Origin of the sequence: Pseudomonas sp. MM211, from assembly GCF_020386635.1 — a bacterium.
In the GTDB taxonomy this organism is placed as follows: Bacteria; Pseudomonadota; Gammaproteobacteria; order Pseudomonadales; family Pseudomonadaceae; genus Aquipseudomonas.
In genome coordinates, this window is the sequence record NZ_CP081942.1 from 5,113,295 (window position 1) to 5,139,272 (window position 25,978).

General features: G+C 63.4%; 24 protein-coding genes and 1 pseudogene. 9 read left to right on the forward strand and 16 right to left on the reverse strand.

Going from position 1 to position 25,978, the window contains the following annotated elements; all coding sequences use genetic code 11:
* Position 1: 1 nt before the first annotated feature.
* The 6 genes from K5Q02_RS23490 to K5Q02_RS23515 all read left to right on the forward strand — a co-directional run bounded on the left by K5Q02_RS23490 (position 2) and on the right by K5Q02_RS23515 (position 8,282).
* Positions 2 to 874: a hypothetical protein gene (locus tag K5Q02_RS23490; RefSeq protein ID WP_225834918.1), complete on the forward strand. Its 873-nt coding sequence runs from the start codon at positions 2 to 4 to the stop codon at positions 872 to 874.
* 7 nt (positions 875 to 881) lie between these two features.
* Positions 882 to 2,699 (forward strand): M3 family metallopeptidase, encoded by a 1,818-nt coding sequence (locus tag K5Q02_RS23495; RefSeq protein ID WP_225834920.1) that lies wholly within the window; start codon positions 882 to 884, stop codon positions 2,697 to 2,699.
* Complete coding sequence (locus tag K5Q02_RS23500; protein ID WP_225834922.1) at positions 2,696 to 3,775, forward strand: ABC transporter substrate-binding protein; 1,080 nt, start codon at positions 2,696 to 2,698, stop codon at positions 3,773 to 3,775. The genes K5Q02_RS23495 and K5Q02_RS23500 overlap by 4 nt, the downstream gene beginning before the upstream one ends.
* Positions 3,772 to 4,944, forward strand: coding sequence for an MFS transporter (locus K5Q02_RS23505; RefSeq protein WP_225834924.1), 1,173 nt, complete (start codon positions 3,772 to 3,774; stop codon positions 4,942 to 4,944). Before K5Q02_RS23500 ends, K5Q02_RS23505 begins: the two co-directional genes overlap by 4 nt.
* 301 nt (positions 4,945 to 5,245) lie before the next feature.
* Entirely contained in the window at positions 5,246 to 6,889 is a 1,644-nt protein-coding gene (locus tag K5Q02_RS23510; protein ID WP_225834925.1) for a Na/Pi cotransporter family protein, read from the forward strand.
* Positions 6,890 to 6,935: 46 nt separating this feature from the next.
* Entirely contained in the window at positions 6,936 to 8,282 is a 1,347-nt protein-coding gene (locus K5Q02_RS23515) for a M16 family metallopeptidase (protein WP_225834926.1), read from the forward strand.
* Here K5Q02_RS23515 and K5Q02_RS23520 read toward each other — a convergent pair.
* Positions 8,279 to 9,241, reverse strand: a complete 963-nt coding sequence (locus tag K5Q02_RS23520; RefSeq protein ID WP_225834927.1) for a DMT family transporter — start codon at positions 9,239 to 9,241, stop codon at positions 8,279 to 8,281. The genes K5Q02_RS23515 and K5Q02_RS23520 overlap by 4 nt on opposite strands.
* Positions 9,242 to 9,388: 147 nt before the next feature.
* On the opposite strand from K5Q02_RS23520, the gene K5Q02_RS23525 reads away from it, so the two are divergent.
* Positions 9,389 to 10,294, forward strand: coding sequence for a LysR family transcriptional regulator (locus K5Q02_RS23525; RefSeq protein WP_225839850.1), 906 nt, complete (start codon positions 9,389 to 9,391; stop codon positions 10,292 to 10,294).
* A 21-nt stretch (positions 10,295 to 10,315) separates the two neighbouring features.
* On the opposite strand, the gene K5Q02_RS23530 is transcribed toward K5Q02_RS23525, so the two are convergent.
* The 10 genes from K5Q02_RS23530 to K5Q02_RS23575 all read right to left on the reverse strand — a co-directional run bounded on the left by K5Q02_RS23530 (position 10,316) and on the right by K5Q02_RS23575 (position 19,269).
* Positions 10,316 to 11,491 (reverse strand): L-rhamnonate dehydratase, encoded by a 1,176-nt coding sequence (locus tag K5Q02_RS23530; RefSeq protein ID WP_225834928.1) that lies wholly within the window; start codon positions 11,489 to 11,491, stop codon positions 10,316 to 10,318.
* A 31-nt stretch (positions 11,492 to 11,522) separates the two neighbouring features.
* Positions 11,523 to 11,663 carry a hypothetical protein gene (locus K5Q02_RS23535; RefSeq protein ID WP_225834929.1) on the reverse strand — a complete coding sequence of 47 codons (141 nt, stop codon included), beginning with the start codon at positions 11,661 to 11,663 and terminating at the stop codon, positions 11,523 to 11,525.
* A gap of 344 nt (positions 11,664 to 12,007) precedes the next feature.
* The gene (locus K5Q02_RS23540; protein ID WP_225834936.1) at positions 12,008 to 12,967 is read right to left on the reverse strand and encodes an amidohydrolase family protein; all 960 of its coding nucleotides are present in this window, start codon (positions 12,965 to 12,967) and stop codon (positions 12,008 to 12,010) included.
* 1 nt (position 12,968) lies between these two features.
* Positions 12,969 to 13,979: a TRAP transporter substrate-binding protein gene (locus K5Q02_RS23545; protein ID WP_225834938.1), complete on the reverse strand. Its 1,011-nt coding sequence runs from the start codon at positions 13,977 to 13,979 to the stop codon at positions 12,969 to 12,971.
* Positions 13,980 to 14,005: 26 nt separating this feature from the next.
* Positions 14,006 to 14,932 carry a YncE family protein gene (locus K5Q02_RS23550; protein WP_225834940.1) on the reverse strand — a complete coding sequence of 309 codons (927 nt, stop codon included), beginning with the start codon at positions 14,930 to 14,932 and terminating at the stop codon, positions 14,006 to 14,008.
* Between the two features lie 53 nt (positions 14,933 to 14,985).
* Complete coding sequence (locus K5Q02_RS23555; RefSeq protein ID WP_225834942.1) at positions 14,986 to 15,972, reverse strand: TRAP transporter substrate-binding protein; 987 nt, start codon at positions 15,970 to 15,972, stop codon at positions 14,986 to 14,988.
* 31 nt (positions 15,973 to 16,003) lie between these two features.
* On the reverse strand, positions 16,004 to 17,284 hold the full coding sequence (locus K5Q02_RS23560) for a TRAP transporter large permease subunit (RefSeq protein ID WP_225834944.1): 1,281 nt from the start codon (positions 17,282 to 17,284) through the stop codon (positions 16,004 to 16,006).
* Complete coding sequence (locus tag K5Q02_RS23565) at positions 17,281 to 17,808, reverse strand: TRAP transporter small permease (RefSeq protein ID WP_225834945.1); 528 nt, start codon at positions 17,806 to 17,808, stop codon at positions 17,281 to 17,283. The genes K5Q02_RS23560 and K5Q02_RS23565 overlap by 4 nt, the downstream gene beginning before the upstream one ends.
* Positions 17,809 to 17,941: 133 nt before the next feature.
* Complete coding sequence (locus K5Q02_RS23570) at positions 17,942 to 18,958, reverse strand: 4-hydroxythreonine-4-phosphate dehydrogenase PdxA (RefSeq protein ID WP_225834946.1); 1,017 nt, start codon at positions 18,956 to 18,958, stop codon at positions 17,942 to 17,944.
* Complete coding sequence (locus K5Q02_RS23575) at positions 18,955 to 19,269, reverse strand: hypothetical protein (protein WP_225834947.1); 315 nt, start codon at positions 19,267 to 19,269, stop codon at positions 18,955 to 18,957. Before K5Q02_RS23575 ends, K5Q02_RS23570 begins: the two co-directional genes overlap by 4 nt.
* 250 nt (positions 19,270 to 19,519) lie before the next feature.
* Between K5Q02_RS23575 and K5Q02_RS23580 the strand changes: the two genes are divergently transcribed.
* A complete protein-coding gene (locus K5Q02_RS23580) occupies positions 19,520 to 19,744 on the forward strand; it encodes a hypothetical protein (protein WP_225834948.1) in 225 nt (74 codons plus the stop codon).
* 112 nt (positions 19,745 to 19,856) lie between these two features.
* Positions 19,857 to 20,795, forward strand: coding sequence for a LysR family transcriptional regulator (locus K5Q02_RS23585; protein ID WP_225834949.1), 939 nt, complete (start codon positions 19,857 to 19,859; stop codon positions 20,793 to 20,795).
* A 40-nt stretch (positions 20,796 to 20,835) separates the two neighbouring features.
* On the opposite strand, the gene K5Q02_RS23590 is transcribed toward K5Q02_RS23585, so the two are convergent.
* From K5Q02_RS23590 to K5Q02_RS23610, 5 genes and pseudogenes are all read right to left on the reverse strand, one after another.
* Positions 20,836 to 21,489 (reverse strand): methionine ABC transporter permease, encoded by a 654-nt coding sequence (locus K5Q02_RS23590; protein WP_225834950.1) that lies wholly within the window; start codon positions 21,487 to 21,489, stop codon positions 20,836 to 20,838.
* Positions 21,473 to 22,519 (reverse strand): annotated as a pseudogene (locus tag K5Q02_RS23595) (methionine ABC transporter ATP-binding protein); the annotation flags it as partial. The gene K5Q02_RS23590 and the pseudogene K5Q02_RS23595, both read right to left, overlap by 17 nt.
* A 53-nt stretch (positions 22,520 to 22,572) precedes the next feature.
* Positions 22,573 to 23,367, reverse strand: coding sequence for a MetQ/NlpA family ABC transporter substrate-binding protein (locus tag K5Q02_RS23600; protein WP_225834952.1), 795 nt, complete (start codon positions 23,365 to 23,367; stop codon positions 22,573 to 22,575).
* Positions 23,368 to 23,386: 19 nt separating this feature from the next.
* Positions 23,387 to 24,778 (reverse strand): LLM class flavin-dependent oxidoreductase, encoded by a 1,392-nt coding sequence (locus tag K5Q02_RS23605; RefSeq protein ID WP_225834954.1) that lies wholly within the window; start codon positions 24,776 to 24,778, stop codon positions 23,387 to 23,389.
* Positions 24,778 to 25,977: an SfnB family sulfur acquisition oxidoreductase gene (locus tag K5Q02_RS23610; RefSeq protein WP_225834956.1), complete on the reverse strand. Its 1,200-nt coding sequence runs from the start codon at positions 25,975 to 25,977 to the stop codon at positions 24,778 to 24,780. Before K5Q02_RS23610 ends, K5Q02_RS23605 begins: the two co-directional genes overlap by 1 nt.
* Position 25,978 lies beyond the last annotated feature (1 nt).

Here is a 25,978-nt window from a genome sequence, read left to right on the forward strand (position 1 = left end):
CATGTCCCTGATCCATAAACGCAGCCAGGCCATTCAGGCGCTACTGAGCGAAGTGCGCGCCACCAAACGTGAAGAGCAGAAAGAAAGCCCGGCTTTCGCCACGCGCATCAAGAACGCGCTGAATACCCTGAGCCAGCAGAGCGAGCTGTTTCCCATCGGCAGCTTCCCGATCAAGCTAGACACCCATGCCGGTCTCTATCGCCTGGGCGAAGAAAGCGACAAGCAGAACGCGCTGTACATCACCGGCGGCATTTACGGCAAGGTACAGACCCAACCCCATACCCATCCGGCCTGGGTGGCCATGGGCGCGGTGAAAGGGCTGGAACGCAATCGCATCTATCAGCGCACCGACGACGGTTCGGTAGACGGCCAGGGGCGCCTCGAAGCCCTGCGTATCGATGACGTGATTCCGGGCGAACCGGCCTTTATCGGTAGCGGCCTGTTCCACACCCTGGAAGTCGAAGATGACATCCAGACCCTGCACCTGCACCTCTACGACGCCGGCCTGGACGACGACGCCAACTCCAACCTGCCGGTATTCGCCGCCCCCGACAGCCCGCACTACAAGAACACCCCACCCGCCGGACAGCGCAAGGCGGTATCCGGCGTGCATCCCTCTACATTCAGCGAGTTCAGCGAAGCACTGGCGTCCGGTCTGCCGCTGCAAGTCATCAGTGTCGACCACCATGATCCGCTGCTGGAGAAAGTGGTAACGCCACACCCCGTGAGCCTCGAAAACTGGCAAGCCAGCGTCGAAGGTCTGCAGGGTCAAGCGGACGTGCCCGTGGTGCTGCTGGGCGAAGTGAGCGCAGTGGAACAGGCGGCGCAGCGTCTCGCCCGCCTGGGCTACAGCTACTTCACCCACCTGCGTTGAGGACGCCATGAGCGATTTGGCATCCGCGACGCAAGGCGCCTGCGGCGTGGTTTGCGCGCTGGAAGACCTGTTCCACCGGCCAGCGGACTGGGAGCGGGCGCGGCTCGACCTGCAGACGCGCCTGCAACTCAGCCTGGAAAGCCTGGCGCTACCGAGCGAAGGGGCGTCGCTGCTGGCCTGGCTGCAACGCCTCGACGGCTTGCAGCGCGAACTCGGTCGGTTGTCCACTTACGTGGGTGTGCAGGGCTTCGTCGATACCCGCGATACGCGGGTACAGGCCGACAGCACACGCCTGCGCGAACTCAGTGCGGGCGTTGCGCGCCTGAGTGTCGCGCTGACCAGCCATCTCGCCGCCGCGCACAGCGCCACCTGGGAAACCTGGGAGCGCGCTGCGCCGGGCTTGGCCGCCTACCGGGGCAAGGCCGAGCTGTATCGCCAGGGGCGCCAGCATTACCTGACGGCTGATACTGAACAGGCGCTGGCAGCGCTGGACTCGAGCCTGCAATTACCGGTGCAGGTATACCGACGAATCAAGGCAGGCGACCTGCGTTTCGCCGAGGTCGTCGACCAGCGCGGCAGGCAACAGCGCTTTACCCTGCCACTGTTCGAGAAACGCTTCGAAACCAGCCATGACGCCATGCTACGCAGCAGCGCGCAGGCCGTTTTCGCCGAGGCCGTGAAGCCGCATCAGCATGCGTTCGCCGCGGCCTATGCCGGAGAAGTTGGTCGTCAGGTCAGCCTGGCTCGTCTGCGCGGTTTCTCCAGCACCGTGGATTTTCTGTTCTGGCAGCAAGGCGTGCCTTCGAGCTACTTCGCCAGCCAGCGCAGCGTATTCAACACTGGGCTCGCCCCGCTGATGCGCCGCTTCGTCGATGTGAAGCGCCGTCTGCTGGGCCTCGATCGCCTCAGCTTTCATGACCTCAAGGCCTACCCGCCGCAACTGGCCGGCACGCTGACGCTCGACGAAGCACGCACAGCAATCGTCGCTGCGGGTCATCGCCTGGGCAGCGAGTATGCAGGGGTGCTGCAACGGGCCTTCGACGAACGCTGGATCGAGCACGGGCAACAACCGAACAAGGCCGACAGCTCCGGCTGCGCCAGCCCCTTCGGCCCACACCCTTATGTGCTGATGACCTGGACGGGCACGCCCCGCGACCTGTTTCTGCTTGCTCATGAACTGGGTCATGCCGTGCATTTTTACTGGTCGCATACCCATCAGTCGGCGCTCAACTCGGCACCGCTGCGCTACTTCATCGAGGCGCCGTCGACCCTCAATGAGCTGCTGCTGGCCCAGCACCTGCTGGAAACCGGTGACGAACAACAGCGCCTGCTGGCGGTTTTCGAACTGCTCAATAGCTACTACCACAACTTCGTCACCCACTACCTCGAATCGGAATTCCAGTACCAGGTCTACCAGACTGCCGACAACGGCGTACTGCCGGGTGCCGAGGCGCTGCAGCGGATCAAGCTGGACGTGTTGCGAGGCTTCTGGGGCGATGCCGTGGACATCGACGCGGATGCCGGCCTGACCTGGTTGCGCCAGCAGCACTACTACATGGGCCTCTACCCCTACACCTACGCGGCCGGACAGAGCATCGCCAGCCTGTTCCTGCCACGCCTGGCCAACGATCCTCGCGCAGCCGGGCAATGGTGTGAACTGCTGCGCCAGGGCAGTTCACAGTCGGCGCAGACACTGCTCGACAGCCTCGGCCTGAACATGGCCGACCCGCGTAGCTTCCATCAGGTACTCACCATCATCGATCACTGGGTTGAGCTGTTCGAACAGCTCACTCAGCCCCTGCTCAACGATAAGGAGCGCACATGAGCCAGCCCAATACCACACCAGTCACCCATATCGCCGCCGGTTGCTCATCCCTGTGGTACAGCCGTTGCCCGGTACCTACCACGTCGGGTATCGCCCAGCATTACCGCTGGTTGCACCGCGCATTCGCCGAACAGGGCGTAACGCTGGAGTCGGTACGCGCATCTGCCGATGCCGGCGTGCGTGAAGCGCATTACAACCATGGCCACGACAACATGTTCCGCGAGGGCGGTAACGTGCCACCGATCTGGGCACGTGCCAGCGGCCAGGACACCGTGGTGGTGGGCATTACCTGGGTCGATGAACGTCAGGTACTGCTGGTGCGTGAAGACAGCCCGCTGCGCGTGCCCGCGGATCTGCGCGGCCAGCGCCTGGGGCTGCCCAACCACCAGACCCGCAACGTCGATATCGCCCGCACCGCGCACCTGCGCGGCCTGCTAACCGCGCTGCAATTGGCGGGCGTCGCGCGCGATGAGGTGACCTTCGTGGATATCGGCGGCGGCGAGTTCGACCTGCGCGAAACAGGCCAGGCATCTCCCGGCGATGACCGTGCGGCGTTGCTCAAGGCGCTGCTGGACGGCGACGTCGCGGCGATCTACGCCAAGGGTGCCAACAGCGTGCGTCTGGCCGAACAACACGGCCTTCGCGCCCTGCTCGACATCAACCAGCACCCGGATCCGCTGGTGCGCGTCAACGCCGGTACGCCACGCCCGATCACCGTAAACCGCAGCCTGGTGGAGCAGGCGCCGGAGTTGGTCGCCCGCTACCTGGCTGTGCTGATCGCCACCGCCGACTGGGCCAGTGAGCATCCCGACGAGGCAGCTGCCGCACTGGCCGCGGAAACCAACTCCAGCGCGGCCGCTATCTGGCAGGGCTATGGCGACAACTTCCACCACCGCCTGCGCCCGGACCTCAGCGAGCAGTACATCAAGGGCCTGGCCGCCCAGAAAGCCTTTCTGCTCAGCGAAGGCTTCCTGCCGGCCGATTTCGACTTCGACGCCTGGATCGACCCTGCCCCTCTGCGCGCGGCCGAAGCCTTGGCAGGTGAGCTGGAAGATCTGTTTCAGGATGCGCGATGAGTGCACCGGCACGTGGCTTTCTCTCGCACTTCCTGCTGCTTGCCGTGATCAGCGGCTCGACCCTGGGCATGGCAAAGATCGTCACCACGCTGTACGCCTTGGAGATTGGTGCGAACAGCGTGCAGATCGGCCTGATCAGCGCGATGGAGTCGCTGGGCATGGTATTCCTGACCTTGCCCGCTGGCTTTCTCATCGCCCGTTTCGGCTCGCGGCGTATCTACCTGCTCGCCAGCCTCGGCCCGGCCCTGTTCAACCTGGCGATCCTGCTGTCGCCAGGCTGGTTGTGGCTGGCCGCCATGCGCCTGTTGATCGGCACCTGCGTGCCGTTCCGCGTGGTGGCCATGAACACCCTGTTTCTCCAGCAATTGCCGCATATCGGCCTGAACAAGGCGGGCTGGTTTCGCGGCTCGGTGATGATCGGCCTGGGCCTTCTCGGCCCCTGGCTGGGCAGCGTGCTTTATGGGCAGGCCGGGTTCGCCGGCGCATTCGTGGTGATCGCGCTGTGCTTCACCGGCATGGCGTTCTACGGTGCGGGGTTCTGGCAGGAAGCGCCGGCAGCACCCAGCCGCAGCAGCCTGGGCCAGCAATTGCGCGACATGTTCAGCCAGCGCAGCCTGACCGAAAGTTGCCTGATCGAATGCGCCAGCAGCGCCACCATGAGCGTGTTCGCGACCTTCGCCCTGGTGCTGTGCATCGAGGTGCTCGGCTGGCCTGATTACCAGGCGGTGGCGCTGGTATCGGCACAAGGGCTGGTCTCGGTGCTGGCGCTGTTCGGACTGGGCTCGGTGATCAGCCACCTTGGGCATCAGCGGGTGTATCCCGGCGCCCTGCTATTGGTACTGGTAGCGCTCGGGCTGCTGGGCTGGGCCGACAGTTTTCCTGGCCTGCTGCTGGCGGCTTTGCTGCTGAGTCTGGCAGGTTCGGCCATCCACCTCGCCAATGTCACACGCCTCAGCCATCTGCTACCGGACAAGAGCCGTATCTCCGGCCTCTTCAACCTGGCGCAAACCCTCGGCATGCTGCTGGGCGCCCTGCTCGGCGGCAGCATCAGTTACCTGGTCGGCCTGCACTGGCTGTTTCCCGTATGGGGGCTGCTTCTGCTGACGGGTGTTGGTCTACTGCGTCTGAAAGCGGCTTGCCGCGTCGTCGCCACCGCAGAAGAAGCCTGATCGCACCACCGATCTGCCTGCCAGCAGATCGTAGCGCTCACCCCACCAGCAGGAATCCTCTGCAAACTTGGCTGCGAGTCGCTCTCCCAGTGCTTGTCGCCATTTTGTCGCTGACAGCCAGCCACAGAGTCGGCGCCCCTCGCAGCGACTCGTTTGAGATACTGCACAGGCTGCAGCTACAGTTGAATTGAAAGCTTGTTCGACAAGCAGACGCCCTCGTATGTGACTGGCGCCCCTGGTAGCCCGTCACCGGCAGTATCCCAAGTATCGGGATCGAATCTGCGTATCAGGGAGATGCGTGATGTTGACTCTGCTCAATCTGCTTTCCGCCATTGCCCTGCTGATCTGGGGCACCCATATCGTGCGTACCGGCATCCTGCGGGTGTACGGCTCACAGTTGCGTCGCGTGCTCAGCCACAACGTCGGCAAACGGCCCATGGCGTTCGTCGCCGGCATTGCCGTGACCGCGCTGGTGCAAAGCAGCAACGCCACGGCACTGCTGGTCACCTCCTTCGTCGGCCAGGGCCTGATGGCGCTGACCCCGGCGCTGGCGATCATGCTCGGTGCCGACGTCGGTACCGCCTTGATGGCGCGGGTGCTGACCTTCGACCTCAGTTGGCTGTCGCCGCTGCTGATCTTCCTTGGCGTGGTGTTCTTCCTATCCCGCAAGCAGACCCGCGCCAGCCAGCTCGGTCGTGTGGCCATCGGCCTGGGTCTGATGATCCTGGCGCTACAGCTGATCGTCGCCGCCGCCACGCCGATCACCGAAGCCAAGGGCATTCACGTACTGTTCGCCTCGCTCACCGGCGACCTGCTGCTCGACGCCGTGGTCGGTGCACTGTTCGCGCTGATTTCCTACTCGAGCCTGGCTGCGGTGCTGCTCACCGCGACGCTGACCGGTGCCGGGGTGATCGGCCTGCCAGTGGCTATCGGCCTGGTGATCGGTGCGAATATCGGCAGCGGCGTGCTGGCCTTTCTCAATGCCAGCATGCAGAGCCAGGCCGGGCGCCGCGTGGCCCTGGGCAGCCTGCTCTACAAGCTGATCGGCCTGGTGCTGGTGATTCCGGTACTCGACCCGCTGGTGCACTGGCTGGACAGCCTCAAATGGCATCCGGCGGAACTGGTCATCGGTTTTCACGTGCTCTACAACAGCCTGCGTTGCGTGCTGATGCTGCCGACCCTCGGCCTCATGGCGCGCTTCTGCAACTGGCTGCTGCCGGATCGCCCGGACATGAACGCCGTCGCCAAGGCTCGCCACCTCGATCCCACTGCGCTGTCCACGCCGAGCCTGGCGCTGTCCAATGCGGTACGTGAAACCCTGCGCATCGGTGACCTGGTCGACAGCATGCTCGGCCACCTGCTCGACGCCCTGCGTGGCAGCCAGCCGATTCTCGGCAAGGACCTGCGTCGTATCGACGACGATATCGACGCCCTCTACACCGCGGTGAAGCTGTATCTCGCCCAGGTACAGAGAGAGGAATTGAGCGAGCACGATAGCCGGCGCTGGGCAGAGATCATCGAGTTCTCATCGAACCTGGAACGGGCCGGCGACGTCATCGAACGCATGCTCGGCAAGATTCAGGACGAGAAGACCTCACAGCGCCACGCCTTCTCAGAAAGCGGCCTGGTAGAACTCACCGAACTGCAGGAGCGCCTGCTCGGTAACCTGCGTCTGGGGCTGTCGGTATTCTTCTCCGCTGACGCCGATGCCGCTCGCCAACTGCTGCGCGAGAAGCGTCGCTTCCGCATCCAGGAGCGCCGGCTGACCCATTTACATGTCGAACGTCTGCACAAGCAGGTGGTCAAGAGTCTGGAAACCAGCTCTCTCCACCTGGAACTGATCGACGATATGAAACGCCTCAACTCGCTGTTCTGCGCAAGTGCCTACGCCGTACTCGGCAGCCATGAAACCGGCGCCCTGCTCGCCGAAGAAGGTGGCGAGTAGTGCTCTCCACCGGCCGCACGCTGACGTTGTTGCTGAGCCTGTTGCTGTGCAGCCACCTGCTGGCGGCGACCGCCTCAAGGTGGAAGGCTACCCGCTGGACAACGGCCTGCAACTGATCCTCAAGCCCACCAGCGAACGCGGCCATGTGTCCATTCGCCTGGTGGTCGGCGTCGGCTTCGATCAGTTCGACTGTCGCCACAAGGAGCTGCCGCACCTGCTCGAACACCTATTGTTCAGCGGCATCGACGACAGCGGCGAGGCCGGACTGGAAGAACGCATGCAGGCCCTCGGTGGTGACTGGAACGCCTACACCCGCGACAGCGACACCACCTTCGTACTTGAAGTGCCGGCAGCCAATCAGCGCGCCGCCCTCGATCTGCTGCTCTCGGCGCTGTTCAACACCGAGCTGAACGAAGCGCGCATCGACGCCGCCAAGGGCGTCATCGCCCACGAGAATGGCGAACACCCTGCTGCCTGGCAGCGCCTGCTCGGCAGCTCCGGCAGCGCGGATGACGCCACCGCGCAGCTGGCTGCAGAACTGGGCCTGGCCTGTGCCGAGCCGGACAACCTGGAGCATCTGACGGCCGATGCCCTGGAGCGCCTGCGCAGCGAGTGGTACGTCGCCAACAACATGACCCTGATCATGGTCGGCGATCTGGATCGCCGCCTGCCCGCCTACCTCGAACGGCGCTTCGGTGAACTGCCGCCCGGCCCCATGCCCGAGCTACGCGAACTGCCGGATAGCACCGGCGAAGCCAAGCCCGAACGTACGCTGAACAACGGCCTGGTCGGTGAAACCGCCAAGGTGCATCTGATCTTCGCCGAACCCTTCGTCGGCGAACTCGACCACGGCACCTGGCAGTTGCTGCGCGACTACCTGCAATGGGCGGTGTATCGCGATCTGCGCCTCGAGCACGGTCTGGCCTATGGGCCGAGTGTCGAACGCAGTGCCTATGCCAGCAGCAGTTTCTTCAGCATCAACGCCGAGGTGGCGCGCGGCGATGTCGAGCAAACCCTGCAACGCCTGCACGACCTGCTGCACAAGCTCGCCGATGACGGCCTGGGCGCGGATACCGTCGAGCGCCTGCGCAACGTCGCCCTCGCCCGCCAAAACTGGACAGCCCAGGGCAACAGCGCCCTCGCCGACACGTACTGGAATTCGTTGGCCGACTACGAGGAAGGCCGCTTCACTGATCACGCCGCTGAGCTGCGCCAGATCCATACCGCACAGCTCGACGCAGCGCTGAATCTGCTCCTCAAACAGCCCACCTATCAGCGGGTGGAGAAACCGCTGCTCGGCACCACGGGCCTGTACGTGAGCACCGCTGCTGTGGCGTTGCTGCTGTTGCTGGCCGTTGTCGGGGTGTTCGGGCTGTTGCGCGGACGCCGCTAGGGGCTTTTGCACGCTGCCGTCGGCACGCTATTGCGCGACGACACGGCCCTGCGGTTGCACAGCAGGATGCCGAGGATTACCAGAGCGCCCCCCAACGCCATCGCCATGCTCAGCCGTTCATCGAGCAACAGCACCCCGGCCAATACCGCCGTCAACGGATTGAGGGCGATGAAGGTGCCTGCCCGGGTCGCGCCGATTCGCTGGATGGCGTCGTAATACATCACGTAGGCAGCGGCCGAGCCCAGCACCCCGAGGTACGCCAGGCAGAGCGCATCGGTGACGGACAGGCTGCGCAAGGCGGCACTGTTCATCTCGCCCATGAACAACGCCGTGGCGCTCAGCATCACCGCGCCGGCTATCACCGAATAGCACACGGTGTGCAAGGCACCGATGGCCTGCACAACGCTCCTGCAGAACACGCTGTACACCACCCAGCTCAGCACACAACCGAAGATCAGCGCATCGCCCAGCCAGTGTCCCTGCACGGACGCCAGCCCCTGGGGTGCCCGAGCGAAGATGACCACACCTGCACCGAGCAGGCACAAGGCGATACCGGCCATCTGCACTGTGGAGATTCGCTCCCTGAAGAACAGGTAGCCACAGATCGCCATTAGCGCAGGATTGCTGGCGACGATCAGCGATGCCCTGGACGCGTCGATGTAGCTCAGCCCGGAGAAGAAGAACAGGTTGTAGGCATAGATGCCGACCAGGCCAAGGAGCGTGACCTGCACGGCCTGGCCCAGGCTCATGGGCACGAAACCACGCTTCGACAGCGCCAAAAAAGCCACCAGTACCAGCGCGGCCAGGATGAACCGCAGGCTGGCCAGCAGCACCGGGCTCAGGTCGCTGGACATGTAGCGGCCAGCGACGAAGGTGCCGCCCCATATGATCGCGACCAAGGCCAGCTTGAGGTAGGTCGGCAGGTCCGGTGAAAGGCGAATCGTCGAATTTTCGTGCATGGTTGTTCTACGGCAGGTGAGAGGGAACCACGCCCACGCGCAGACCCCGGGTGTCGGAGCAGCGGACGGATAGGCGCAGCTCGGGCATACTTCTGCAGATACGCAGTCATAGGGAAATGAGTGATCACTCATGAGCAGCTACCGGCGATGACCCTCACTCAACTGGAAATCTTCGCCATCGTCGCGGCGCGCGGCGGCTTTACCTCGGCGGCGGCACAGCTCGGCATCTCGCAGTCGGGGGTTTCCCATGCCATTCGCGCGCTGGAGCAGGAGCTCGGGGTCGAGCTGCTGCATCGGCACCAGGGCCATATCGAGCTGACCGACATCGGCGCGCGACTCCTGCAAAGAGCACAGGTGATGCTCGGCATGGCGGAAACCATGCGCCAGGAAGCGCTGGATGCGCGGGGCATGAAACAGGGCACGCTGCGTATCGGCTCGTTCGGCCCCACGGCATCGATACGCCTGCTGCCGGCGATTCTGCAGGCCTATCGGCTGGCCTACCCGGGCATCGAAGTGCACGTCGACGAAGGTCCGGATCGGCAGGTACTGCAGTGGCTGGAAGACAGACGCATCGACGTCGGCTTCGTGGTACTCCCCGAAGAACGCTTCGATACCTATCCGCTGCTCGAAGATCAGATGGTCGCCCTGCTGCCCCGGGAGCATGCACTGGCACTCGAAACGGCCGTGCCCCTCAAGGCACTGTGCAGCGATCCCTTCGTGCTGACCGAAGCCGGCTCCAGCGAGATCGTCTCGCGGCTGTTCCTCGCGGCCAGGCTGCAACCCAACATCCGTTACCGGACCTCGCAATTGCTCAGCACCCTGGAACTGGTCGGGCGTGGCGATGCGATCAGCGTCGTTGCGGCCTCATCGCTGCCCATCAGCGAGGAGGCGCCCTACGTGACCCGCGCCCTCGACCCGGCGAGCCCACGCCGGGTCGGCCTGGCCGTGGTGGACGCACGGCAATCGTCCCCGGCGGCCAGAGCCTTCATCGAACTGGCGCAGACCCGCCCATGGTTGGGCCCACGCAAAAAGCCCCGGACGAACCGGGGCTGATGGCAACGCGCCGAGCGACCATCACTCGATGATGTTGAACTCGCTCAGGTACTCGGTGGAGATTTCCAGGCCCAGACCGGGCTTGTTGTCGTCCAGCTGGATGTAGCCATTGACCGGTGCCGGCTCGCCCTTGAATACGTAGTAGAAGAGTTCGTTGCCGACCTCGACGTCGAACACCGGGAAGAACTCGGCCATCGGCGAAGCGGTGGTCGACATGGTCAGGTGGTAGTTGTGCATCTGCCCGGCGTGGGGGATCACCGGCACCGACCAGGCTTCGGCCATGGCGTTGATCTTGCGCGCTGCGGTGATGCCGCCCACGCGGTTGGTGTCGTACTGGATCACGTCCACGGCGCGGCGCTCGAGCATGTCCTTGAAGCCGTAGGAGGTGAACTCGTGCTCGCCACCGGAGATCGGCATGATGCCCATCTTCTTCAGCTCGATGTAGCCTTCCAGGTCATCGGCGATCACCGGCTCTTCCAGCCAGCGCGGCTCGAACTCGGCGAGTTTCGGTAGCATGCGGCGGGCGTATTCCAGGGTCCAGCCCATGTAGCACTCGAGCATGATGTCGATATCCGGACCGGCCAGTTCACGCAGCGCACGTACCTGCTCGATATTGCGGCGCATGCCTGCAGGGCCGTCCTTGGGACCGTAGCCGAAGCGCATCTTCAGCGCGGTGAAACCCTGATTGAGATAGCCCTGAGCCTCCTCGAGAAACAGGTCGAGATTGTCGTTGGCGTAGAGCTTGGAGGCGTAGGTCCAGATCTTCTCCTTGGTGCGCCCACCGAGCAGCTTGAACACCGGCTTGTTCACCGCCTTGCCCATGATGTCCCAGATGGCGATGTCGATCGCCGAGATCGCTGCCATGCCGATGCCCTTGCGGCCCCAGGCGTGGCTCTGGCGGTACATCTTCTGCCAGATGTATTCGTTGTCGAAGGGGTCTTCGCCAATAGCGATGGGCGCCAGGTAGGTGTCGATGATTTCCTTGGCCACACGGGGCGCCAAGGCGCAGTTGCCAATACCGACGATGCCGGTGTCGGTCTCCACTTCCACCACCAGCCAGCCATGGAAACGGAACGAGCCCATGGCATCGCCGCGCTCGAAGAGAATATCGCTGGCATTGGTGCAGAAATGTGCCTGCGGCGGTACGACCTTGCCTTTCCATTCAAAGACACGGGTGCGGATGGATTTTATTTTCATGTTCACAGCTCCTTTCACGACGTATTGGCGATCAGCCGACACGCGCTGCCTTCAGCGGCACGGCTAGGGTGGTTGAGGGACGATTGAGTCGGTGGGTCAGAAAGGACAGGAGACGCATGCAACTTTTGGCGATTGCCCAGGCCAGTGCCTCGACCGATATTTTTGTTGTCATGGTCAGCTCCTTCTTTGCCCGTCATCACCTTGCGAGGGACTCAAGGCGGGCTTCTTATTGGTTTATCGCGACAGCCATCGCTGCCTGCTGCCGCCGACTCTAGCCACAGCGTTTGGCGGCGGATAATCACTTATGCGCATTCAGTGATAACCACAGGAAATGCCTTGAGCGGCAAAAGCCATCTGCGCGTTATCGGGCAGCCGCACCCGGCAAAGCGTCACCGGGGCGGCTGATGAAACGTCGGGCAAACGCCTCCCCCTCGAGCCAATGGCCCGATGCTGGAGTGCACGGAAAAGATCAGGTGAGAGGCGTTCGCCAGCGACTACGGGGTGCCGCTGGTAGGGCTAGCCCTCCAGTTCGATCCGGTAGAAATCCTTGGCGTTACGCCAGAAAAAGGCATCGCGCTGCGCGCTGTCGTACCCCTCCAGCACCGTGCTCATCGCGGTGACCAGTTCGCCATAACCGATGCGCAAACCGGCCACCGGATAGTTACTGGCGAACAGGCAGCGCTCGATGCCGAACATCGACAAGGTTTCCTCGATCACGCCGCGATTGCTCTGCAGCGTCCATGGTTCATCACGCAGGCCGAGCTCGGAAATCTTGACGCGGACATTCGGCTGCGCCGCCAGTGCTTGCATGCCGATGCGCCAACCTTCGAGCCCGGCCGCGCTGCGATCCCAGGGGAAGCCCATGTGGTTGAGCACGATGGGCACCTCGGGAAAGGCGGCGGCGACCTGCGCCGCTTCCTGCAGGTGCCAGTACGGCACGCGCAGATCCCAGGACAAACCGTGTTTGGCCAACAAGGCAAAGCCGCGCAGCCAGGCATCGTCCTGCATGCTGCCGGCCTGACCACGCACGCTGGCGGCCAGTTCGGGACGCGAGGCGGTCACCGGTTTGCTGCGAATACCGCGTAGCAGCGGGTACTGCAGATGCCGGCCAAGGATCTCCTCGCAATCCGGGCGGTGGAACCAGACATGGGCCACCACCGCATTGGGAAAGCCGTAGCGCGCATGCTGCTCGTGCACCCAGCGGGTTTCCGCCACCTGATCGGCACGCTCGTGCTCGGCTTCGCAATGCACCGTGGCGAGCACCCGCTGGCCGGCGCTGTCGGCCAGATAATCCTCCGGCAGATAGTTACGGCGCAGGGGTGCGTAGTCGCCGAGAAAGAAGCCCTGATCGACTTCATCCTGCAGCCAGGGGTAGCGATGGGTGTCGAGGTTCCACAGGTGATGGTGGGCATCGATCAATCGCTGCCCGTCGGCGGCATGGGGCAGGCCGAGGCGCTGATGCAGGCAATCGGGCATCTCAGTTGGCCTCGCGAATGCGCTGCAGTTCGGCCTGCCAGGCATTCACGAAGTCGGCGTCGAGACTGCCACGCACCTGCTCGGTGACGACCTTCGCCTGATCGACGAAACGCTGGCGCTGCTCGTCGCTGAGGGCGTTGACCTGCATACCCGACGCCTTCAACTCGGCCAGCTTCTCGCTGTTGGCCTGGCGTGCCAGCTGGCGCTGTTCGCTGCGTGCCTGCTCGGCGGCCTTGCGCACCTGAGCACGCTGGGTATCGTCCAGCGCATCCCAGGTCTTCTTGCTCATCAGCAGTACGTAGGCGGTGTAAATGTGCTCACTGAGGGTCAGGTACTTCTGCACCTCGTTGTAGCGCTGGGTAGCGATCAGCGAGATGGGGTTTTCCTGGCCATCGATGGCGTGCATTTCCAGGGCGCTGAACACTTCATTGATCGGCATCGGCTGGGCGTTGGCCCCCAGGTGATCGAAGAAGGTACGGAACACCGGGCTCTGCACGGTACGAATTTTCAACCCCTTGAGGTCTTCCCATTTCTCGATGGGCCGTTTGCTGTTGGTCAGGTTACGGAAGCCGATCTCCCAGAAACCCAGGCCGACCATGCCCTTCTCTTCCAGTTTTGCGAGCAATTGCTGGCCCATCGGCCCGTCGAGCATGGCATCCACCTCGGCGGTGGAATTGAACTGGTAGGGCAGATCCAGCACACCGAAATCCTTGACCAGCCCTACCAGGGTCGGCGCCCCCACCAGCGCGAACTGGATGGTGCCTGCTGGCAGTGCACCGAGCATCTGCACATCGTTGCCAAGCATCGCCGACGGGAACACCTTGACGCTCAGCGCACCGTCGCTCTCGGTCTTCAGGTGCTCGCCGAACAGCTTGGCGCCCTGGGGCCCTGGAGCATCGATGGGGTCACCGGCACTGAGCTTGAAACTGCGCTCTTGCGCCTGTGCGGCCACGCCTGGCAACAACAGGGCCAGGCTGAGGGTGGCGATACCGCGAATGAAAGCGTTGCTCATGGGTACTCTCCGATAATGACGGGACTTCAGCGCACGATGACCTGGGATACATCGGGCTCGAGCAGGGTGTGGAAGTAACGCTGGAAGGTGAAGGTTTGCAGATCCAGCATGCCCACGCGCTGATCCTTGAGGGTGACGAAAGCCAGGTCACGGGTTGGGTGCAGGCTCATGGCGATGGCATGGGTGTCCATCTCGATACGGTGAATTTCCTCCAGCGCGGTGTTGAACACCGAGATCGAGTGCTCCGCATAGTTGGTCACGTACAGGCGATCCTGGCGATCCAGATAGATGCGCGTCGGGTCGGCGCCGGTGCGGCCGCGATGAGTCACTTCGAGGGTCTCGACATCCACGGCGACGATGCTGTTGTCACCCCGGGTGGCGACGTACAACGTGCGCTCGTCACGGCTGAAGCAGTTGCCCTCGGGCATGCTGCCCGGCTGTAGAGGCACGGGGGCAACGGTCGGGTCTTGCGGTTTGAGGCGGGTGATGGTGTTGCTCAGCAGGTTGAGGGCAAAGGCGGTCTCGCCACTGCGGTTGAGGGCTACCAGGTGGCTCTTGTAACCACCGGACGGAATCGCCCGATCCGGCGTGTTCTTGATGTGCGGCTGATCGAAGATCAGCAGGGTCGAGTCGCCCTCGCTGAGCACATAGAGGCGATCCTGGTCGTCCATCGCCAAACCGTGGGGGCGCCGGAACGGCCAGATGCTCAGGGTGCGCACGTGCTCGCCCTTTTCCAGGTCGATGACGAACACCGAACAGCCGCCCTCGCCTTCATGGCTGGACGTTTCGATACCGTAGTGGCCGACATAGGCGAAGCGATTCTTCGAATCCACCACGAACTCGTGGGGGAAGTCCGGCAGACGGATGTGTTTGATCGCATCGCCGCTTTCGACGTCGTAGAAGCTGAAGGTGTGGGCGCATTTCTGCACCAGAAGAAGAATTTCCTGACTCATGGTTTGGCTTCCTGGAGGCGGTGCCAGAGCACCGCAAAAAATGTGAATGGCACTTAACGCTGAGCGTCGATGGCCTCGAGCAAATCACTGCCGTACTGCTTGATGAAGGTTTCACGCAGGGGCGCGGAAACGGCCTTGCGGAAGGCTTCGCGATCGACGTTCTTTTCGATCTGCATGCCCTTGGCTTCAAGCTCTACCAGAAACTTGCTGTCGTTCTCGGTATTCATCTGCCGTTGCGAGCGGCCGGCGGCGCGGGCCGAATCGACCAGCAGCTTCTGCTGAGCCTCCGGCATGGCATCGAACTTCTCTTTGTTCATCACCACGATCAGTGCGGTGTAGGCGTGATGGGTTTGCGACAGGTACTTCTGCACTTCGTAGAAGCCCGACGACCAGGTGATGCTCAGCGGATGCTCCTGAGCATCGACGGCACGCATTTCCAGCGCGTTATAGAGCTCGGCCAGCGGCAGCGGCTGCGGGTTGGCGCCCAGCAGGCGGAACGCCTCGATCTGCGACGGGTTGCTGGAGGTACGGATCTTCAGGCCCTTGACGTCGTCCGGCACACGCACCGGTTTACGCGAGTTGGTGATGTCGCGGAAACCTACTTCCCAATAGGCCAGGCCCTTGAGATTGTGCGCGCCCAGCTCGTCGAGCAGCTTCTGGCCGATCTCGCCATCCAGCACCCGATAGGCATGCGCGCTGTCGGCGAACACGAAGGGCAGATCGAGCACCGACATGCGCGGCGTCAGCCCGCTGAAGTTGGGCGTGCCGGACATTTCCAGCTCGATGGTGCCACCGCGCACACCGGCGATCATCGCCTGATCGTTGCCCAGCATGCTGTTGCCGTAGGGGCGTACCAGCAGTTCACCGTTGGAGCCGTCCTTGATCAGTTGGGCGAACTCCTTCGCCGCCAGGCTTTGGGTGTCACTGTCGGAGCCGGCAAAACCGAAACGCAGGGTGGTCGCCGCATCGGCCCGCCAGACCGAACACGCCAGCAACAGCAAGCAGCCACACACACGCAGTTTGTTCTTGTTATTTTTCATCGTTTCTTCCTTGCAGTGAGGTAACGGAGCGTTATGGGAGGAACCAGCGCATGGGGGTCATCACCAGTTCGGGGAAAATGATCAGCGACGAGAGCACGACCAGGTGCGCGAACAGAAACGGCATGACACCGCGCATCACGCCATCGAGCGGTACCTTGCCGACGCCACTCATCACGCTGAGCACGTTGCCAATGGGCGGGGTAATCAGGCCGATGGACGTGTTGAGAATGAACAGGATGCCGAAGTACACCGGGTCGATACCGGCCATCTTGATCACCGGCATGAACACCGGCGTGAGGATCAACACGATCGGCATCAGGTCCATGGTGGTGCCGACCAGCAGCACGATCAGCATGATCACCACGAGCAGCAGTTGCGGCCGATCGATCAGCGGCTCGAGCAGGCCACTGACCATCATCGGTAGTTCGGCGATGGTCATCAGCCAGGACGACACCAGCGCTGCGGCCACCAGGAACATGACCACCGCGGTGGTACGCCCGGCGTCGAGGAACACCTTGAACAGGTCGCGCACCTTCAACTCGCGATAGACGAACAGCGAAATGAACAAGGCATATATGGCTGCCACCGCTGCCGCCTCGGTCGGCGTGAAGATACCCATCTTCAAGCCGCCGATGATCAGTACGGGCAGCATCAGCGCCCAGATGCCGTCGAGGAAGGCCTTCCAGACTTCACTGAACGGCGCCTTCTCACCACAGGGCAGATCGCTTTTACGCGACAGCCACCACCAGGTCGCCCACAGGGCAAGGCCCATCATCAGGCCCGGCACGATGCCGGCCATGAACAGCTTGGTGATCGACACACCACCGGCGACGCCGAATACCACCAGGGGAATCGACGGCGGGATGACCGGCGCGATGATGCCGCCTGCGGCGATCAGCCCGGCCGAACGGTTCGGGTCATAACCAGCCTTGCGCATCATCGGCATCAGCATCGCGGCCACGGCTGCGGTGTCTGCCACGGCCGAACCGGACAGCGACGCCATGACCATCGCGGCGATGATCGCCACGAAACCCAGGCCGCCACGTTTGTGACCGACCAGCGCCATCGGCAGCGCAACGATGCGCCGCGACAACCCGCCGGCGTTCATCAGCTCGCCTGCCAGCATGAAGAACGGGATGGCCAGCAGCGGGAAGCTGTCGGCGCCGCTGATCAGGTTCTGGGCGAGAATCTGCGCGTCGAAGGTGTCCAGCTGAATCATCAACGCAACGCCGGCGACCAGCAGGGCGAAGGCCACGGGAATACGCATGGCCATGGCACCCAGCAGGGAGCCCAGGAATACCATGATCGTCATTTCGACACCTCGGAAATCAATGCATCTTCAGGGCTCAGCGGCATGACCTTGTCCGGGTCGACGTGGCGGAACAGCAACAGGTACAGGCGCTGGATCATGATCGCCGCCATGCCCAGGCTGCACACCACACCGGCGGCGTACATCAGCCCCAGCGGCAGATTGGCAACCGGCGACAGGTTGTCCATGTTGATCACGGTCTGTTTGTAGCTGCCGATCAGGAACAGGCCGACGCAGAACAGCATCATCAACTCGGCCACTACCGCACAGATGCGCTGGCCGAAAGCGGGCAGGCGGCGATACAGCAGGTCGACCCCCAGGTGGGCGTTATCGCGCAGGGCGACCACCGCACCGACGAAGGTCAGCCACACGAACAGATAGCGGGCGCCTTCGTCCGACAAGGCGATGCCGGAGTTGAAGCCGTAGCGCAGCACCACGTTGAAGAACACCAGAATCACCATGGTGCCCAGGCAGAACACCACGATGCTTTCGAACAGGCGCGACATCAGCAGCGTCAGCAGGCGCATGGCAGATCCCCCATCCCAGTCTTTGCAACGCGCACAGAGCGGCTTGCCGACGGCCGCAGGGGCCGCCGATCATTGCGGAATGCACTAGCCATGAATGGCTCCTTGTTATTGTTGTTCTCGGAAAAAGGTTGGATCAGCCCCGCTGGCGACTTCCCATGCGGCAGGCGATCTCGAAGGCCTGACGGGTCGCGCCGACATTCGCCTTGCCCTGCCCGGCGATATCGAAGGCAGTACCGTGGGCCGGCGTGGTGATCGGAATCGGCAAGCCGCCCTGCACCGTCACGCCACGGGAAAAGCCCATCAATTTGATCGCGATCTGGCCTTGGTCGTGGTACATGGTCACCACCGCGTCGAAGGCCTGGCTGTCGCCCTGCACCTTGAGAAAGATGGTGTCGCCCGGGTACGGCCCGATGGCCTCGATGCCCTGCTGGCGAGCGCGCTCCACCGCCGGGCCGATGATGTCCAGCTCTTCACGCCCGAAGCTGCCGTTGTCACCGTTGTGCGGGTTCAGCCCACAAACGCCGATGCGTGGCTTCTCCATACCGCTGCGCTTGAGTGCGGTATCAATCAGCCGGATCGCTTCGATCACCCGATCCTGACTGAGCATGCCAGGCACTTCGGCGAGCGCCACATGGGACGTGACCCGCGAAGTCCACAGGTTGTCGAGCACGTTGAACTCGCAGAACGGGCCGTCGAAGCCCAAGTACTCGGCGAACCAGTGCAGTTCATCGCTGTGGCCCATGCCGGCCATGTGCAGCGAGGTCTTGTTCAGCGGGCCGAACAGGATGGCATCGGTCTCGCCCGCGGCGGTCAGGCGTAATGCCTGCTCCAGCGTGTCGAGGCTATAGCGGCCGCCGATCACGCTGGCTTCGCTGCGCGGGAACTCACCTTCAGCAGCGCCACGAAACGGCAGCAACAGCGGCGTGTCGTCAGTGAACTGCAGTGCTTCGGTCGATTCGATGAGGCGATAAGGGAACGACACGCCGGCGATATCCATGCCGCGACGCACCTCGGCCTCGTCGGCGATCAGCAGCACCTGGGCCTTGCTGCGAACTTCCGGCTCGGCGAGCAACCGGGCGATCAGCTCAGGGCCGATACCGGCCGGATCGCCCAATACCATGGCCAGTCGTGGAAGGGTTGGCTTGCTCATACAGAAGTCCTCAGGTCGACCGACATCCCCAACGGGCGGATGACATCGGGCACGGTGCGGTTGAGGCGCCGTGCGTTACGGTAAAAAAGCGATTCCTGCTGCGCATAAGGCAGCGCGGCGGCCAGGCTCAGGCTGAACTCGCCAATGCTGGCTGGCTTGCCGATAGACAGAAGAGTCCTGTCGATCAGAGCGATAACGGGGAGTGCGAAAAGGATGACGAAGAGACGCCAGTATGCGCGGGACAGCCTGCCTGTCAGCGGCTGATCCAAGGGTACGCGCACCTGCAGGGCGACAGGTTGAGCCTGGGCCATGTGAAGTACCTCTACGTTGTTGTTTTTGTAGTGCCAGGCGGCAGATGGCCGCTGGGCTGAGCAAACTATCGGCCCGCCCAACGATAACCGTCTAATCAAAGCTGCTCATACGGACATAGCCTGAGGTTATCGCTCGGCAAAACCCACGAGATAACCTCAGGCTATCGGACTATCAGTTATTTTGAGTAGACGCTTATCGCGTCGCTTCGCACACTCCGGACGACCCATAACAACGATAACGAGATAAGCCATGCACATTGGCCGTATGCCTTCCGAGCCCAGCCTGCTGCCCATGCAGGTTCTCGCGGCGACCGTAGTGATCAAGCTCGACGAGCTGATGCCCATCTGCGGTACCGAGGTTTATACGCTCACGACACTCGGTCATTCCATACCCCCAACCCACTGCACTGCCGTGCCCGGTGACAAAACCGTGGCAGTTCTGCAGCAACCCAGGCAGACAAACAATGCCTCGTGATCGCCAGCAAGCCGGGCTATTTCTAGCCACCGCAACAGGCCGCTCGCTGATGACTGGCGAGCGCCGTGATTTCTTGTCACCCTTGGCCGACTCTCCTGCCACGAGCCGAGCCATGTCCCGCATTCCAGACGCCAGCATCATCCATAGCCGCCTGCGCCTGCGGCAGTTGCGCCTGATGCTGGCCCTGAAGGAGTTCGGTTCGTTGCGCCGGGCCGCCGAAGAAATCGGCATGACCCAGCCAGCGGCAACCAAAATGCTCCACGAAGCGGAAAGCCTGCTGGGCGTCGAGCTGTTCGAACGCCTGCCCCGCGGCATGCGCGCCACGGCTTTTGGCGAAACGGCGATCTATTACGCGAAAATGATTTTCGCTGAACTGTCAGGCATGCGCGAGGAGTTCGCCGCACTCGAGTCCGGCAACCTCGGGCGGGTCACCATCGGGGCGATTCCGGCGCTGGCATCGGGGCTGCTGACACGCACCATCGCCACCCTGAAGCAGAGCCACCCTCGGCTATCCATGAGCATTCAGGTCGACACCAGCGACGTATTGGTGCAGGCCCTGCAACAGGATCAACTGGACGTGGTGCTCGGCCGCATTCCCGATGGCGCACGCACCGATGATTTGTTGTTCGACAGCCTCGGCGAGGAAACCCTGTGCGTGATTGCCGGCGCCCAACACCCGATGGCAAGCGCCACACAACTGACCTGGGAGGAACTGCAGGATCTGACCTGGGTGCTGCAACAGCACCCGAGCCCGATGCGCACCATCATCAACCAGGCGTTCCACAATGCACGGGTCGACATTCCCAGCAGCATCGTCGAAACCACCTCGATCATGACCCTGCTGTCGCTACTGCAGCAGACCGACATGATCGGTGTAACCCCGGTATCGGTGGTCAACGATTACCCCGGCAAACACCTGCTCGCAGTGCTACCCATCACCTTCGAACCACGGCTGCCGCCTTACGGCCTGATCACCCGCCGCCACCGCATCCAGTCGTCCGCCATGCAGGCGTTCATCGATGCGGTAAAGCAAGAGCACGCCGCGGACTAGAACGCAAAGTCAGTTCGAGAAAATACGATCGTAGGCTGGGTTACGCCCGCTTGTTCAGCCCCCGCGCCAGCCGGTCACCCGCCAACTGGATCAAGCTGACCAACACCACCAGGGCAACGATCACGGTCAGCATCACCTGGCTGTCGAAGCGCTGATAACCGTAGCGGTAAGCCAGGTCGCCGAGGCCACCGGCACCGATGGCGCCCGCCATGGCCGAGGAGTTGATCATGGTCACCAGGGTGATGGTGAAGCCGCCGACAATGCCCGGCAGCGCCTCGGGCAACAGTACATGCCAGACGATATGCCAACGGCGACAGCCCATGGCCTGGGCCGCTTCGATCAGGCCATGGTCGACCTCACGCAGGCTGACTTCGGCGATGCGCGCGAAGAACGGCGTGGCCGCGATGGTCAGCGGCACCACGGCGGCCCACACACCGTAACTGGTGCCGACCACCCAGCGGGTGAACGGGATCAGCGCGACCATCAGGATCAGGAAGGGAATCGAGCGGAACACATTGACGAAGCTGCCCAGCAGTTGATTCAGCCGTGGCGCCTCGTAGATTCCGCCCTTGCTGCTGGTGACCAGAACTACCGCCAGCGGAATGCCTGCGAGCAAAGCCAGCAGTGACGACACGCCGACCATCAGCAGGGTGTCGAGAAACGCCTGCCAGAGCCGATCAAGCAGCAGCGACATAACCCAGTACCTCCACGTGATCCGCCAACTGACGGGCGTTGTTCAAGAGCGCTTCATGGCTGTGCGGCGAGGCACTCACCGCCAGCAGCAGGTAGCCCAGGGCGTGGCCCTGGATGCGTTCGATCCCGCCATCGAGCAAGGCCAGGCGGCCACCGAGTGCAGCGGCCACTGCGCCCAGATCCGGCTCGGGGTTGCTGCCGGAAAACTGCAGGCGTAGCACCAGGGCATCCTCTGGGGTTTGCCGGTGCTCGCTGAGGCGTGCCTGCACATCCGCCGGCAGGCCGTGGCGCAACGGCGCCAGCAAGGTGCGGGTGACCGCATGGCGTGGCGAGCCAAACACCCGCCAGACCTCGCCCTGCTCGACCACTTCGCCCTGTTCGAGCACCACAACGCGGTCGCAGATATCGCGGATCACCGCCATCTCGTGGGTGATCAGCACGATGGTCAGCCCCAGGCGCTTGTTGATCTCGCGCAGCAGGCCGAGGATCGCCTGGGTGGTTTCCGGATCGAGGGCCGACGTCGCCTCGTCACAGAGCAGGATCTGCGGGTCGTGCACCAGCGCGCGCGCGATCCCCACACGCTGTTTCTGGCCGCCGGACAACTGCGCCGGATAGACGCCATGTTTGTCCTGCAAACCGACCAGCTCCAGCAACTCGCGCACCTTGCGCTGACGCTGTTCGCGCGGCACGCCGGCAACGCGCAGCGGCAACTCGACGTTCTGCCACACGGTCTTGGCCGACATCAGGTTGAAATGCTGGAAGATCATGCCGATGCGTCGGCGCAGCTGCACAAGGTGATCTTCATCGAGTAGGCCGATGTCTTCGCCATCGATCAGCACCTGACCGCTGCTCGGTGTTTCCAGGCGGTTGATGGTGCGGATCAGCGAAGACTTGCCCGCACCGCTGCGGCCGATGATGCCGAACACCTCGGCGCGGGTGATGGCCAGGTCGATATCGCGCAGCGCCTGCACCGAGCCCTCGGCGCTCTCGTAAACCTTGTTGAGGCCGACGAAGCGCAGCTGCGCTTCGTTATCCTGGCGGGCCTGGGCGACCTGCTGCAGGTGGGGATCGAAACCACTCATGCTCAGCTTTTCCAGCCTGGCTGATAGAGCTTGCCGTGGGCCTTGTCGAGAGCAGCACGCACCGCTGGCGAGTGCTGGTAGATATCGACGAATTTGCGCAGACGCTCATCGTCCTTGCTGGCTGGCTGGATCACGAACTGGATGATGTACTCGGGGTTATCGACACCATCGAACAGCAGCGCCGACTCGGGATCGTGAGTGCCGGCCAGGCGGATGTAGTGCGGGTAGCCCTGGGCCAGATCGACCTCATCGAGCGCACGAACGAGTTGCACGGCTTCCAGCTCGATGATGCGAATGTCCTTCGGGTTGCTGGTCACGTCGTCGAGGGTGGCACGGTAACCGACGCCCGGCTTGAGGGTGATCAGACCGGCCTTCTGCAGCAGTTGCAGGCCGCGCCCGCCATTGATCGGGTCATTGGCGATGGCCACCCTGGCGCCTTCGGGCAAGCTGGCGATGTCGGTGTATTTCTTCGAGTACAGACCCACGTTGTTGATCACCCCCGGCGCGTAAGGCACCAGGTCGTACCCGCCATCCTTGTTGGCGTTCTCGAGGAACGGCACGTGCTGGAAGTAGTTCACGTCGATGTCGCCTGCGGCCAGGCTGACGTTGGGCGCGATCCAGTCGCTGAACTCGATCAGCTCCACCTCCAGGCCCTGCTTCTTGGCTTCGGCAACCGCCACTTCCAGTGGTGGGGCGAAAGCCGCGGTGGTGCCCAGCTTGAGCGGTTGCGCCGCGGCGGCCAGGCCGGAAACGCCCAACAGGGTACCCAGCGCGAGGGTTTTCAATAAGGTAGACATGGCTTTCATCCTTGGTCGATCAGTGGGAGTGGTTGGCAATCGGCGATGTAGCGTCAGCCCGGCGCCAGGCAGCGCCGCTGTGGTTGTCCGGCAGGCGTGGGCCCTGGCCGAACAGTTTGTGGCGCAGGCTGCCGGCGGCGTAGGCGGTCTTGTACAGGCCGCGGTTCTGCAGCTCGGGGACCACCAGTTCGATGAAGTCGGCGTAGCTTTCCGGTGAAACGATGCGGGTCAGGTTGAAGCCGTCCAGGCCGGTTTCCTCGAACCAGGCCTGCAGTTGATCGGCTACCTGAGAAGGCGAGCCGATCACTACCGGGTAGCGGCCGCCGAGGGCGTGCTGTTCCAGCAGTCGGCGTTTGGTCCAGCCGCTGTCCGGTGCGGTGAAGGCCTTGACCACCGATTCGATGGCGTTGGTCTTCTGGTAGCGAATCGGTTCGTCCAGGCCGTACTCGGCGAAGTCGATCCCGGTGGAGCTGGAGAAATGCGCCAGCCCTGCTTCCGGGCTGGCGTAGCGCAGGTACTCGGCGTGCTTGTCACGGGCTTCGGCCTCGGTGGCGGCGACGATCACGCTGATGCCCATGAACACCTTGATCGCCTCGGCCGGGCGCCCGGCGCTCAACGCACTGGCGCGCACCTTGTCGACCTGCTCACGCACCGCGGTCTTGTTGTGCCCACCGATGAACACGCACTCGGCGTGCTGGCCGGCGAAGCGCAGCCCACGCGCCGATGAACCGGCCTGGAACAGCACCGGAGTGCGTTGGGGCGACGGCTGGCTGAGGTGGTAACCCTCGACCTGATAGAACTCGCCCTGGTGCACCACCTTGTGCACCTTGCCGGGCTGGGCATAGACACGCCGGGCGCGGTTGGCGACCAGCGCATCGTCCTGCCAACTGCCCTCGAGCAGTTTGTAGAGCACCTCGAGGTACTCGTCGGCCTGGTCATAGCGGCGGTCATGCTCGACCTGCTGGCCCAGGCCCATGGCCTTGGCAGCACTTTCCAGGTAGCCGGTAACGATGTTCCAGCCCACCCTGCCGCCGCTCAGGTGATCGAGGGTAGAGAGGCGCCGGGCGAACAGGTACGGCGCTTCGTAGGTCAGGTTGGCGGTCACGCCGAAGCCCAGGTGCCGGGTTACCCCGGCCATGGCCGAGACCAGCAGCAGCGGATCGTTGACCGGCAGCTGGATGGCCTCTTGCAAGGTCAGATCGACGCCCTGCCCGTAAACGTCGTAGACGCCGAGAATGTCGGCGATAAACAGACCATCGAACAGCCCGCGTTCGAGCAGCTTGGCCAGATCCGTCCAGTACGCCAGCGTATTGAAGGCCGTGGAATTGTCCCGCGGGTGCGTCCACAAGCCGTGATGGATATGCCCTACGCTGTTCATGTTGAAGGCGTTAAGGAGAATCTGCCGGGCCATCAGATGGTTCCCCTACGCGGCGGCAGCACGTCATTGAGGTAGTAGTTGCCCACCGCGTGGTACTTCCAGCGCACCGGATCGTGCAGGGTGTGGGTTCGCGCGTTGCGCCAGTGACGATCCAGATTGTGTTCGGCCAGGGTGCCGCGGCTGCCGGCCAGTTCGAGCAGCTTGTTGGACAGCGCCAGCGAGGCTTCAGTGCCGATGGCCCGTGCCTCGGCCACGGCGATGGAGGCCGCCGCCACGCTGGCCGCATCGGGTGCAGCCTGGGCGAGGTCGAGGAGCTCACCGGCGCGTTCGAGCAGCGCTTCGGCGGCGTGCAGGTGAATGGCCAGCCGGCCTATCGCCTTGAGGGTCAGCGGATCATCGCTGGCCTTGTCCACGCCCGCGTCGATCCACGGCCGCGAGCTGTTGCGCACAAAGCTCAGGGTGTCTGCGTAGGCGCCGCGGGCGATGCCGATATCGATGGCGGCATGCAGCAACTGGGCGAACGGTCCGACCGTGGTCGGGCGTTCGAACGAAGCCTGGAACGGCACCACATCCGCCGCGGCCACCGGCACCTGCTGCAACAGCACCGAGCCACTGCCCGTGGTGCGCTGACCGAAGCCGCTCCAATCGTCGATGATGTCCAGCCCCGGCGCATGGCGAGGCACGAACGCCAGATGGCCGATGCCCTGCTCATCCACCGCCAGAGTAGGAATACGCTGGGCGTACAAGGCACCGGTGGCGTAGAACTTACGCCCGTCGATGTGGAAGTTTTCACCATCGGCGATCAACCGCGTGGTGCGATCCTGCGAGGTTTTGGTGCCCAGCTCCGCCAGCGCGTTGCCAAAGCGCACGCCCTGCAGCACTTCGCCATACAGGCGGCGCTGCTGCTCGAGGGTGCCGTTGATGCGCAGCACTTCCAGGGCATAGAAATGGTTCTGGGGAATCTGCCCGAGCGAGCCATCGGCCTGGGCTATTCGCGCGATCACCTTGGCCAGGGTGACACTGGAAACGCCAGCCCCACCAAATGCCTTCGGCACGCTGATCGCCCACAGCCCGGAGCGGCTGAACAGCTCAAGCTCGGCGTGCGGCAGCAGGCGTTCACGGTCTCGCTGGGCAGCGCCGGCGCGAAAGACCTCGGCCAGGGCATTGGCGATCTCCAGCGCTTCGGCGTCACTGCCGATCAGTGCCGGCGCGGGATTCAAAGGTGCGTTCATG